Source organism: Rhodothermaceae bacterium, assembly GCA_009838195.1.
Classification (GTDB): Bacteria; Bacteroidota; Rhodothermia; order Rhodothermales; family Bin80; genus Bin80.
Genome location: VXSC01000011.1, coordinates 1 through 13,163, shown reverse-complemented (window position 1 = coordinate 13,163; position 13,163 = coordinate 1). Strand labels below are relative to the sequence as shown.

Below are 13,163 nucleotides of genomic sequence, written 5' to 3'. Positions count from 1 at the left end.
GGATTCAGATGAGGGGTTTCGGGTTGCGTGAAGCAAAGGCCTCAAGGACTAGGTCCTGATCTTTTAATTTGACCTGAACCCCATTTTTGTCCTGAGCAGACTCGTGCCCTCGGCCCGCAACAAGTACAATGTCTCCAGCGCTGCATGCTTGTGCAACATGTTGCACGGCTTCGGTCCTTGAGAGAATCAGGTGTGCCCGTTCGGGCTTTTTCATACCACGGAGGATGTCTTCAGCGATTGCCTGTGCAGGTTCCGTCCTCGGATTATCATTCGTAACGACCACATGATCGGCCAGCTCCTCTGCGACTGCGCCCATGAGGGGGCGCTTCATGGTGTCCCGGTTGCCGCCGCATCCAAATACGCACCACAGCCGAGCCGTTTCTTGGCGGGCATGAGCCAGTGACCGAAGGACCTGCTCCAGCGCGTCCGGTGTATGTGCAAAATCAACGACAATCCGTGTGGCATCATCGCACAGGTACTGCTCGAATCTGCCGGGGACAGGGCGGGCCTCAGACAGAGCCTCAATGACATCTGTGCGCGGCAGCCCACTCGCACGTGCGGCTCCATAGGCAGCAGCCAGATTATAAGCATTGAATGTTCCTGCCAGCCGAAACGTACTGGTTTGGCCATCCAGACGCAATTGGAGGCCGTTGGGGCTGTCCTTCACAATACTGAATCGAATATCTGCGTCGGTATTCTGACCGAAGGAGCACTGTGTCGCCTGGGTGTTCTCCACCATACGTCGGCCTGCCTGATCGTCCTGATTATAAACCGCAACTGCGTCGGGGCTCAGGTCATCAAAGAGGCGTTTTTTGCTTTTGAGATACTGCTCCGCAGTCGTATGGTAGTCCAGGTGATCATGCATCAAATTGGTGAATACGCCGACCGAAAAGTTCAGCGTGGCAGTTCGATACTGATCTAGGGCATGAGACGAAACTTCAATCACGCATGCTTGACAGCCTGCGCGAACCATCTCTGCCAGCATGGGCTGAAGTTGCGTTGCATCGGGGGTCGTGAGTTGGGCAGGGTAGGTCGTTTGCCCGGTAACGTAGGATACCGTTCCAATCAGACCTGTCATGGTTCCGGTGCACTCAAGAACATGTTGTACAAGTGCTCCGGTAGTGGTTTTTCCATTGGTTCCGGTTACACCTGTGAGATGCAGGGAAGCAGCTGGATCGCCGTAGAAAGTTGCTGCGATCACAGCAGCGGCTTTTCGTGTGTTGGACACCTGAACGAAGCGTGGATCTTGGCCCGGTTTCTCCTGGCAGACAATGATGTATGCACCTGCATCCAGTGCATTTTGGATGTAAGCATGTCCATCGAACTGCGTTCCTTGTACGGCGGTGAAGACGTATCCTGGATGCACATGGCGGCTGTCCTGACTGACCCCGGTGACCGTTAAGTCCAGTGCAGGTGCAGCAGGGTCCATGAGCAATCCCTCGCTGGCCAATCGGGTATGTAGATCAGTCCAGTTCATGGTGCTGTAATTGAAGGATTACGTCTGTGTCCACGGCCGCTCCGGGCTCCGGAGATTGCCCGATTACCAGGCCGGTTCCATTCAGTTGTACATCCAGCCCTTTGGAGCTCAACAAAAACCATGCGGTCCGAGCATCGAGCCCCAAAACATCTGGCATCACCGTCAGCTCTGCCTTATCGGTTGCAGTTTGAACTTTCACACGGCTTCGCTGAGCAGATTCTTCGGAGACCACTACGGTGCTAGGTCGTGGTGCAAGACTGTCTCGTTGCACCTGAAACCTCCATCCTTCCTGTGGAGTGGGAAGTCCAGATGCTGGGAAGGTTGCGATCCATCGCTCTGCGATTCTCTTGAATATGGGGGCGGAGACCCTACCGCCATAAATACTGGTTTCGGGTTCATCCAAAATCACGATCATGGCTACTTGTGGATTTTCGGCCGGATAGAAGCCAACGAACGTTGCCCGGTACTCGCTGCCGTAGGCACCATTGACCACTTTACGGGCGGTCCCGGTCTTTCCCGCGATGGTCAATCCTTCAACCTGAGCATCCGTTGCGGTCCCTCTCTGAACAACCTCAATGAGAGCTGGCTGGAGCATGGCAACGGTTTCTTCCTTCAGGACCCTTCGGATGGAGTCGGCTCGGGCCGGATCATCGGTTGCACGCCAGAGCACATGTCCGGTCACGTCCCGTCGTTCAGCCACGATATACGGCTGACGCAACAAACCGTCATTCGCGAGGGCCGCGTATGCCATCACCATCTGCATCGGGGTCACATCAATCTCGTACCCGATACTGAGTGCGGTTTTCGTGGTCCTGCTCCATTGATTAGTGCGCTTGAGGAGTCCGCCGACCTCCCCGGGCAGGTCAATCCAGGTTTTTTGCCCAAATCCAAAGTTGCGTATGTACCGGTACAGCTCTTCTGGAGCCATGGGCCGCGTGGTGAGCGCCATTCCCACGTTGCTGCTCTTTACGATCACATCATTGAAGGTGATTTCCCCGTATCTCGCGATATCGTCCAAGGTGTAACCAGATACCTCAATTGTTCCGTCACCGGTGTTAACCAGTTGATCCATGGAGACGGTGCCCGTTTCCAGTGCTGCGGATGCCGCAATCATTTTGAAGGCGGAACCAGGTTCCAGTCGGTCGGTGACCGCGCGGTTGCGCCAGGCGGATACCGGTGCCTCTAGCGGCATATTTGCATCAAAGGTGGGAAAATTGGCCATGGCCAGAACGGCTCCACTTTTGGGGTCCACTGCAATCGCACTTCCTCGAATTGCACGGGCTTCCGCGACACCAGCCGCGAGTTCTTCCTCCATAATTGTCTGGCGGATGAGATCAATCGTAAGTACGAGGGTCTCTCCATCGGTGGCCGGAACGACGACCCCCTCCGCATCAACGCGGAGGTATCCGCGGCGATCTCTGAAAAGAGTACGCCGTCCTGGCTGCCCTTTCAGGTACTCATTGTATTCAAGCTCGAGACCCGCTTTACCTACGCCGTCTGTATCTATATGTCCGATGATATGGGCAGCCGTTGTTCCGTAGACATACTTACGTTGTGAGCGTTCTTCGAGAATGACGCCGGGTATCTCCCAGGAGGCGACCTCTCTTCGCTGCTCCGGTGTCAGATCGATGAGTCGGACAAATTGCGCACTCGCCCGATTCTCGATTCGTGACTCAAGCTGTCTTGTAGAGGTATCGGTTAAATCGGACAGGCGAGCCAGGAAAGCGGGTTTTTGCTCCGTGAATTCGGGCACAGTGGGGTCCAGTGCGAGATTATAGTGTGGAGAATTCACGGCTAGAGCCCGTCCATGAATGTCAAGAATCTCTCCTCGTTGTGGCAGGAGCAACTGTTGGGACTCTGCTTGACGCCGACCCAGCTCACGCAGATGAACTCCCTCTTCAACGTTGAGCCAGATCAGCTGTCCGGCAATGATCAGCGGCATGAGCGCCAAACCGGTCAGCACGACATACATCCTCCCCAGTATTTGATCCCGGATTTTCATGGTTCGGTTTGCTGAGCACCGCTCTGGATGAATCCTGCATATTCGTGCCCTCTCTGAAGCCCCAGCGCCTCGGCACGCTCATAAATAACGGAAGGGCCAACAAAGGCATTGTAATCTGCTACGAGCCGGTTATGCTGCAGATGGAGGCGAACATTCTCTCGCCGCTGGGTATTGATTTCCGCCAATAGATCCTGTGATGTATGAATATGACCGATATAGCCGGTCAGGATCCCTGCAAGGAGAAAGATGATCAGGCCGAACTGCAGGGTGGAGATACGAGCAATGACTTTCCGTTCCGGTGTAGACTCATCAATGATCGTTAACTCTTGCCAACTGCGAACCGTCGTCATGGCCTGTTCTACCGCACGCTGTCTGCGTGTGGCCTGGTTGGGAGGTCCATATTTGCGGCGCTTAAACATCAGAGAATATTATGTACTGACAGGTACGGGACAACGAACTCCTGCACGCAGCCGTGCACTTCGGGATCGGCGGTTTGCCGCAATCTCTGCAGCATCAGGAACGACAGGTCGGCGCGTGACTGGTTTCCAAGGCACAAGTCGGTTCCCGTAGAGATCTCGTCTCGATTCTCCTTCCAGAACCCCGTCACGCAGCATCCGCTTAACCATCCGGTCTTCAAGGGAGTGATAGCTGATGACGACCATCCTGCCTCCTTCTGCCACAATTTTCGGGCTGGATTCAAGAAGCTGTGCCAGCTCATCCAATTCTCCATTGACGGCAATGCGAAGGGCTTGGAATGTGCGGGAAACTGCCCGAGACTCCCATCGGGTCGGGACTGCATCGCGCACAATGTGGGCCAGGTCTGTGGTAGTTTCAACGGGCTGGTTCGCAGTGATCGCTCGGGCGATTCGCCGTGCATAGGGCTCTTCTCCCCAGGAGCGGAGGATATTTACCAGTTCATCTTCAGTCGATCCATTCACGATATCTGCTGCAGTGATATCGAATTCAGTGTCCATCCGCATGTCCAGGTGGGCACGTTGACGATGGCTGAATCCCCTTTGACCGGAGTCCAGTTGATGAGAGGAGACGCCAAGGTCCAGTAAAAGCCCCGTGACGGGAAGAAGGTTTGGGATCAGGTTCTGCAAGTTGCTGAATCTCCCCTTATATACGACCAGTTGCTTCATCTTGATAGCATCGGGCAGCCGTGCTTCCACGGTTTGGACCGCGTCCGCGTCCCGATCAACTGCAACGACCCTCCCTCTAGACGACAACACAGAGAGAATAGCAGCAACATGCCCGCCGCCTCCCGCAGTCGCATCGACATACGTGCCGTTGATGTCCGTTACCAAGTATTTCAGTACAGTTTGTGAGAGAACAGGTGCATGGTAGGCGGTTGCATAAGGAACGGTAGACATCAGCTTCCCATAACCTCCGCCGCAAGCGTTTCATAATCCGTTTCTTCGGCAGCCAGATATTCTTCGAATCTTTGGGGATCCCAGACCTCGAGATACTTCTGGCTTCCAAGAATTAAACTTGTTTTTTCTATTCCTGCATACTCAAGCAGTGGTCGTTGAAGGGGGATTCGCCCCTTTGCATCTATGGTTACTTCTTCCGCCCATCTCATGAATTGGCGAATGAATGATCTGTGTTTTTCGCTATAGGGGTTGAGTTTCGAGATCTGATCTTCAATCTCCAGCCATTCATCAAGCGGGTAGGCAAAGATGCAACGCTCAAATCCGCGCGTGATCACCAGGGTGCTGTGCGCCTCCGGGCTCATGCACGCACGCATTCTAGAGGGGATCGCGATGCGCCCTTTTCCATCAACTGAATACGTCGCCTGTCCCTTAAATCCAGGCATGGGGACCTCTTGAGTATAGCTACCTGATTAATGATAAGGAAAATTACCCACAATTTCCCACAATTTCCCACAAAATTAAATTTTGTGGGAAATTACCGTGAAAAAGGCGCCAATTACCTTCGATGAGCCGCACGGTTTTCCCGTGTAGTCTAGGGCAAAGCTCAGCGGAGTACAGGGGTCAGGGTTACCCCTCGTGTTCGAGCGCGGCGGCGACGAATGACATAAACAGGGGGTGGGGATTGCCCACGGTGGAACGGTACTCGGGATGGAACTGTACGCCGATGTACCAGGGGTGGGTGGGCAGTTCAGCAATTTCCACGAGCCCACTTTCCGGATTGATTCCGGTGAACCTCAGCCCTTTTTTTTCGAGGCGGTGTTTGATGGAATTATTGACCTCGTATCGGTGGCGATGCCGTTCACGCACTTGGGTCTTGTTATAAATAGAGTGCACCTGCGAGCCCTCTGTGATCTCGCAGTTGTATGCACCAAGCCGCATCGTTCCGCCCTTGTCGGATATATTCTTCTGACTCGCCATCAGATCAATGACCGGCCAGGGCGAATTCGGGTCAAACTCGGTCGAGTGCGCTCCTTGCAGGTCACAGACATCCCGTGCAAATGCGATGATGGCACACTGAAGCCCCAGGCAGATTCCAAGGAAAGGGACTTTATTGATCCGGGCGTAACGAGCTGTTGCGATCTTCCCCTCGATCCCACGCGAGCCAAAACCAGGTGCCACCAGAATTCCCTTTGCATCCTGGAGCATCGCCTCACAGTTGTGTTCATCGATCTCCTCACTTTCAACAAAGCTTACATCCACATGAGCAGACAGCTTTGCACCGGCCAGAATAAATGATTCGGTGATGGACTTGTAGGCATCCTGATGGGCTACATATTTCCCGACCAATGCGATGCGCACTTCTTTGTCCGGCGCATGCAACCGCTGAACAAAGCGAGTCCATTCAGCCAGCTCGGGCTCACTAGTAATAGGTTTTTGTGTTTGAGGATCTGCCAATCCCAGTCGTTCAAGAACCAGTTTCTCAACTCCCTGTCGGGCTAGTTGAAGAGGGACCTCGTAGATGGAGCGGGCGTCAGCTGCCTCTATCACTCCACGGGTTTCCACGTTACAGAAGCGGGCAATTTTTTCACGCAACTCTTTGTCCAGCGAGCGCTCCGAGCGGCAGACCAGGAGGTCGGGCTGCAGGCCATAGGAGAGCAGTGTTTTTACCGAATGCTGAGTAGGCTTGGTTTTCAGTTCGCCCGCAGCTGCGAGGTAAGGTACCAGCGTTAGATGTGCCACCTGCGCATTGATGGATCCCATTTCGTAGCGCAACTGCCGAATCGCTTCGAGGTAGGGCAGGCTTTCAATATCCCCAACTGTGCCGCCAATCTCTGAGATGATGACATCTAGTTCTTCACTCTCTGCAAGGCGCACGATCCACGCTTTAATTTCATCAATGATGTGGGGGACAATCTGGACGGTTTTTCCGAGATATTCGCCGGCGCGCTCTTTCCCAATCACCTCGCTGTAGACGCGGCCGGTGGTAACATTATTTGCCTGGCTGGTTTCGTGTCCGAGAAATCGTTCGTAATGCCCGAGATCCAGATCCGTCTCGGCTCCGTCATGAGTAACAAACACCTCCCCATGCTCATAGGGATTCATGGTGCCCGGATCTACATTAATGTATGGGTCCAACTTTTGGATGGAGACCCGAAGGCCATGGGCTTCGAGCAGTCGGCCTAGAGATGCACAGAAGATACCTTTTCCGAGCGAAGACGAAACTCCGCCGGTCACGAATATATATTTACTTCTCACAGCCACTCTGAATTAGAAGAACGATTCCCTAAAGTTAAAGCATTTGATTGGACTCAGGTACTTTGGCGTGCAACGACAATCAATCCCGTTCCGCGCGTATTTGCGTTGTGCAGGTCAAGAGTATTCATCAGTAGGCCCAATGGCAGCACGGGCACGTAATAGAGTGCAACCAGTGGCGCAAAAAACAATGACCTGCCAAGAAGCAGCATCGGGAACTTGATCAGTAGGCGCCAGGCCAGGGATCCCCAAGCTCCATAGCTATACTGTGCATTAACGATTTCGAGCCCGGCATGTGTGAGCATTTGCATGAGCCCCTTGAGGTTATAGCCGTCGCGGACATGCTCACCAATAAAGCTCTTCTGATCCTTGTTATGGACGTCGGATCCTCCCTGATCGCTCGGAGTGCTGATGATCAAGCATCCTTCGCGTTGCAGGCGCTGGGCAAAATGATGAATTGCTGCCTCATCCTCTTCAATGTGCTCAAGGACATCTACCGCTAGAATACAGTCAAAGAGACCGGTTACATTTGGATCTGTGAGGTCTTCAACTTGTAGTTCAATCCGACCCGCAAGTCCAAATGCTTCAAAACATTTGGAGGCGCGCTCCAGATAATCTTCCTTGAGATCCGTTGCCGTAACAAAGACGCCGGGGTATTTACGCAACGTATGCCATGCATATTGTCCAAAGCCGGTCCCGGCATCTAGGAGCTTTGAATCTGGTCCCAGTTTCATTTCCCGGAGCGCCCGGTGAACGTACCAGGTTCGGAGAAACAACAGATCCAGTACAGCAAAAAGCAGAGGGAGCAGTTTCGGATACGAGTCGAGCCAGCGGCTGATCCGATCCTTAATTGAGTCATACTCCATACTTGATTCGGCTTTTGGTTTCTGGGGCTGAGGCGAGAGAGGACTCAATTATGATTAAGTAATAGAGATCGTGAATTATTCCAGGCCAGAGGGTGAGCACTTCAGTATATGGCAGGAATTCTCAGGCCGTGAGAGATTGGTGCAATACTCACAGTGATTGATCCCTTTGCACCGATTTCACCATTACGGATTCTATGATCCTGATGAGCTTATTTTTGCGGCCTGCCATAAAGGATTCGAAGTCATCATCTCTAAGCGATTTTGGAGGTATGCAATGGGTCAGCAATATCTCGTCCATTTTCTCCTCGGAGATCGAAACTTGCTTGTGTGTCTGAATAGAAGACAGGTACTCTGATGGTGCATTACCACCGATCATCCTATTGGTCTGTGAGGATATCATCGTTTTATTAACGATTGAGTCGAAAGTCTTTGGCTCGATTTCTTCTTCTTTGCACCATGCTCTTGGGAATATGTGGTGTATGTCTAAGTCATACCCCAAGGCGTTGAGTTCTTGAACGGTTGCTTTTTTGAAAAAATCCTTCGCACCTTCCCGCAACACAAGAACGTTTAGTCCCTTGTACGCGGCACTATTTCGAGAACGCAATGTGTCAAGGCGGCTTTCTTGGAACGCCGCGTCCACGATTGTGCGAGGCAAATCAATAGTCGTATCCTTGGGATCACCCATGATCCATCTCATCAATTGTTCAAAATCATTCGCGATGCGTGTCTCAACTGCTCCGCCATAGAGTTCGCCCAGCACTCCACACCAAAACCATTGTGACAAGCGATCATAGATATTTGGTATGAGCCACTGTTCATTTCCGATTTGAGAAAGTACTGTCGCAAGCGGGATTAGTTGTGTTCGGTAAGGAAGCTCTTTGGGATTAAAAAAACATTGCCTTTGCATGAACTTCGCGGCAAGAAGGAATCCGTCTTCGACCACAGGAGCCCATTTCTTATAGTCGTTCAGCTTCAGAGAGAGAACAGTCCTTCGCTTTGCGCTAACTGGAGAGATTCTTTTGCCGATCTTTCCCGCTTCGATGTCTTGTTTTCGTTTTTCATAACTTCGTAGAATGGATACAGCCTGCAAAAAATCAGTGGATTTTATGTCACGTAGTATCGGCTCGTTTTTCAGTTTAGTAGATCGACCTTCACGTCCTTTGGATTCGTCCCCATACCAGTCTTCACGAAGATTGTAGCCATCAGCAGCAAAGCTGGCGGTAACAAGCTCAAACACGGACAGGTCTACCCCACCTGTATTCACCTTTTCAAAGATTAGGCAAACCGCTTCTGGAGTGGTATTCTTCCCGAGTGAAATCACGGGCAATTCGTAAGCCGTAAATGCTTCAATAAACACTTTACTAAAGGTAGTGAAATCCTCGGCGCGATTAGGATTGAATTTGACAAGATCTAGTGTCCAGCTAAGGGCGCTTAGAATCTGATTGCAAGGGAAGTAGAAGGAGGTGCATTCCTTTTCTCGCGTTGATAAGTCCAACTCTATGTCACGACCGAAATTTGTCCGAATTGTCCGATCCGGTCCGACGGCGATGAACGCATCCTCTAGAGTTTCGTCTTCTAGTGCACGCTCAATATCAACATAGTAAAACCGCTCAATCGGCCTTCCTTTTTTATTGAACGTTTTTACAGGTTGTCCAAGTGCAAGAACCTGCGTAAGTGTTGTTAAACGTTGCTGACCATCCAGAATCAGATGTTCAGGGTCGGGGTAATTCTTATTGGGTGCCAAATTTTCGATTGGTCTTACTTGAAAGCGAATATCACCACCTGTTTTTAACAGCATGACTGCACCAACCGGGAAAGAACGACCAATGCTTATAAGAAGGGAACGAATATGTTCATCATCCCAGATCCACCCACGCTGAAAATTCGGCAATTGAATCTTCCCTGAGGTGATCTCCCGGATTACCTCAGGGAGCTGTTTTTTTGTGCTATCAAAGGTTGTCATCTGTATTCCTGATTAACCTGACGGAATCCACAGCTCAACAGTAGCTTCACAATTCCTGTGGTAATTTCTGTTCGTCGTGAATTGCCAATTTGCAACGTGTAAGTATACAAAACCACTCCGTTTTTACATGATGTGGTTTTCGATGCGATCGCCTAAATAATTGGATTAGTGTAATTCTCTTTCGTAGCAACGTAGAGTTAGGGAGTGGTGCGGCCCCATGACTTGTGTCATAGTGGTGTCCAAGATCGCTGCGTACTTTGATCAGAGATCCTCCCAGACTGAATTTGGGGGAATTTAGGCTAAAAGTCTGCCGAGAGTCTCAGATATAATGCGGCTCCGTTCTGGTCCCATGGTGTACTGGGCACATATGAGTTACCCTGTCCGTCACGTTCAATCGGATCCGCAGGGCGGTCAGTTGCAAAAATGTTGTTGACTCCAAACGCGGCAGTATAGCGATCACTGATCCGGTATCCTACCTCTGCATCAACGATCCAGCTTCCGTCGTAAGTTCTCAGAGCATCCTGGCCGCCAATGGTGCACGAGAAACTGAAGAACAGACATGCTTTCCAGCTGCTGTAATAATGCAGACGAACCATACCGTGGTAGGGTCCCATAATTTGACGACCCATCGCTACGATCCGGTGGCGAGGATTCACATGTTCCATTTCAATCCTTCGCCTGGGAGAGAGAATACTGACCTGAGTGGACTCAGTCAGAGGCTTTCCCAAGAAAGAATTGATCGTTGTGGGATCAGAGAATTTCAGCAATTCAGGACGTGTCCAATTGTAAGCGATGCTGGCTATAGTTGCACGGTCACTGCTGTGTTCCTTATCGTAGGAAAGTAGGACATCTATGCCAAATTGACGGGTATCAAAGTCATTTGAGAAAAACTTCACCTCCCGCGGTGTTTCGAACCCGGCGAGTTGCCCAGATTCGCGGAGAACTGTGGCGAGTTCATCATTCAAGGGAATGCTACCTGTGAGTGCGATCCGGTCGCGAAGAGTGATACTGAATAGATCCGCTGTAAGGACCAGGTCTGGTGAGATTCGAAGGATGGTACCCAACGCCAAGTTGACCGCAGATTCTTCGGTCAGGGGCTCTCCCCCTAAAGCCTCCGCAATCGGATGATATGAAGGAATCTGTCCGGCATCAATCAGCCCCCCTTTGGAGTCAAAATTCGTCTGAATATTTTGAAGGTTGGCTTGTCCTGGCGTGGGTGCACGAACTCCCGTACTCACAGATCCGCGAAAACTCAATATCGGCGTGGCACGCCACAAGGCAGCCACCTTTCCGGTGAGTGTGGTTCCAAAGTCCTGATAGAAGTTTTCATAACGCCCAGCAATGCCGATCTGTAAAGTCCGAATGACGTCTGCCTCAAGGTCAATATAGGCGGCATAATTCGGACGCTCCCAGCGTCCAGCGTACTCCGGGGGAATTCCCTGATCTCCATTGGAACCCACAGAAAAACCCTGATCTTTGAAGGGTCCGATGGAATATGAATTGGTATCACCCGCTTTGGTTTCGAATATTTCGGTTCGCCACTGTACTCCCCCCGCGATATTAAGCGGCGAGTGAAAGCTTTCAAGGTTCACCGGATAGGATACATCTAGGTTCACGCTGTATTCTTCTTGCAGAAAATCACGCTGGCGGAATTCAGACGGTTGATTGGGACCCAAAGAGGCATTGACGGTGTTTCGGATGAAGTAGTCCATGAGACTTCTTCCCATACCTGCGCTGACATCCCATCGAAATCCAGACGGGCTATCGCCGCGTATCCCTGCAACTGCACTCAAATCTGACATATCAGCACCGAACCGTGGAGTAAATCCACCCGGGTAATCCTCATTAAACAGGTAGCATGTACCCCGGTAATTTGCGATGAAGGACTGTACGGCATTGAAATCCGAGTCTAGAGAGGGTAAATCATTCAGAGTCTGGCAATCAATCCCATCATTCGGATCAAGGTCCGCAATCGCACGTGTAGCACTGTCCCCGGATCCGAACCTGAAGACATTGGCCCGTGCGGTGCTGCCCCCTGGCGCTCTGAGGTAGTAGCTGCCATTGCCCGAACGCCGACCATATCCCCCAAAGGCATACAGGTGTATGGATTCGCTCAAATCCAGTCCAGCATTGAAAAATCCTGTAATGGCATCATCAATATCCGGGTTTCCCCAGACCTGAGCCGTTCGGGCGACTGGGAAGCCCTTACTCATTAGCGCTAACGCATCCGCCCGATCTACAGAGCGATTTGTGGGTTCCATATCACGGTACTCAAGACTGACGTTCACGAAGCCCTGTTCGGTCAGGGGGAAGCCCGCATTTGCTGCAATGGAGATATAGCGTCCATCGCCTTGATGGTATTGGCCTACCCGTGAACGAACCGAAACTCCGTGATTGGCATCCCGCAGTTGCAGGTTGAAAACACCCGCAACTGCATCTGCACCATATTGAGCGGATGCACCATCCCGCAGTACTTCGAACTGTTTCATTGCGATAGCCGGAATCATGTTCATGTCGGGTCCCTGCGAACCGAGAATCAGTGCGCTCCCGAACAGAGCTACAGAACCAGAGCGGTGGCAACGTTTTCCATTTACGAGCAGAATCGTGTTATCAGGTGAAAGCCCTCGCAGTGTTGGAGGCCTGACAAAGGTCGTTGATCCATCTATCTCGTGTCTCTGAACATTGTACGAGGGAATTTGGGAACGAAGGATATCGTCAATGTCCGTACTGGCTGTGCTCTGCAGATCCCGGGGAGAGATTACATCAATAGGTACAGCTGAGTCTGTCACAAGCCGGGGGAGTCGCCGCGTTCCCACAACGACCAAGCCTTCAATGTCCTCAATAGATGGAGCAAGGACCACATTCAGTTCCGTGCCATCCATCGGGGGTGTAATCCGCTGGGTCACATATCCAATAAACGAGAATACCAGAATGTCACCAGTTCCGCGAAGCTCAAGTTCAAATGTGCCTTCCGGTGAAGTAGTAGTTCCGATACTGGTCCCTTCAATGACGACTGTTACAAGCTCCATGGGTTCACCAGTTCTTTCGTCACTTACCGTCCCCCGCACGGTTACCTGGGCGCCCACATCGGGTGCAAACAGTACAATCAGAGAGACAATGGAGTAGATTGTCAAGTATTTCATGGTAAAAGTCCAACAGTCCCTTGAAATATCAATATAGATCTTATAGCAGGACGGTTCTGCCTGATTAGCGCTACCTTAGCGCGATC

At 51.5% G+C, this 13,163-nt stretch carries 9 protein-coding genes; all 9 read right to left on the bottom strand.

From position 1 onward, the window contains the following. Positions 1–4 precede the first annotated feature (4 nt). Positions 5–1,477, bottom strand: a complete 1,473-nt coding sequence (locus F4Y64_02110; protein ID MXX96393.1) for a UDP-N-acetylmuramoyl-L-alanyl-D-glutamate--2,6-diaminopimelate ligase — start codon at positions 1,475–1,477, stop codon at positions 5–7. Continuing rightward, positions 1,464–3,461 (bottom strand): transpeptidase family protein, encoded by a 1,998-nt coding sequence (locus F4Y64_02105; GenBank protein ID MXX96392.1) that lies wholly within the window; start codon positions 3,459–3,461, stop codon positions 1,464–1,466. The genes F4Y64_02110 and F4Y64_02105 overlap by 14 nt, the downstream gene beginning before the upstream one ends. Positions 3,462–3,475: 14 nt before the next feature. After that, positions 3,476–3,898 (bottom strand): hypothetical protein, encoded by a 423-nt coding sequence (locus F4Y64_02100; GenBank protein ID MXX96391.1) that lies wholly within the window; start codon positions 3,896–3,898, stop codon positions 3,476–3,478. 9 nt (positions 3,899–3,907) lie between these two features. After that, complete coding sequence (rsmH, locus tag F4Y64_02095; protein MXX96390.1) at positions 3,908–4,852, bottom strand: 16S rRNA (cytosine(1402)-N(4))-methyltransferase RsmH; 945 nt, start codon at positions 4,850–4,852, stop codon at positions 3,908–3,910. After that, the gene (gene mraZ / locus F4Y64_02090) at positions 4,852–5,295 is read right to left on the bottom strand and encodes a division/cell wall cluster transcriptional repressor MraZ (protein MXX96389.1); all 444 of its coding nucleotides are present in this window, start codon (positions 5,293–5,295) and stop codon (positions 4,852–4,854) included. The genes rsmH and mraZ overlap by 1 nt, the downstream gene beginning before the upstream one ends. 184 nt (positions 5,296–5,479) lie before the next feature. After that, positions 5,480–7,108 carry a CTP synthase gene (locus tag F4Y64_02085; protein MXX96388.1) on the bottom strand — a complete coding sequence of 543 codons (1,629 nt, stop codon included), beginning with the start codon at positions 7,106–7,108 and terminating at the stop codon, positions 5,480–5,482. A 53-nt stretch (positions 7,109–7,161) separates the two neighbouring features. Then, the gene (locus F4Y64_02080) at positions 7,162–7,971 is read right to left on the bottom strand and encodes a class I SAM-dependent methyltransferase (GenBank protein MXX96387.1); all 810 of its coding nucleotides are present in this window, start codon (positions 7,969–7,971) and stop codon (positions 7,162–7,164) included. A 148-nt stretch (positions 7,972–8,119) separates the two neighbouring features. Next, positions 8,120–9,934: a DUF262 domain-containing protein gene (locus F4Y64_02075; protein MXX96386.1), complete on the bottom strand. Its 1,815-nt coding sequence runs from the start codon at positions 9,932–9,934 to the stop codon at positions 8,120–8,122. A 299-nt stretch (positions 9,935–10,233) separates the two neighbouring features. Then, positions 10,234–13,077: a TonB-dependent receptor gene (locus F4Y64_02070; protein MXX96385.1), complete on the bottom strand. Its 2,844-nt coding sequence runs from the start codon at positions 13,075–13,077 to the stop codon at positions 10,234–10,236. Between the last annotated feature and the right edge of the window lie 86 nt (positions 13,078–13,163).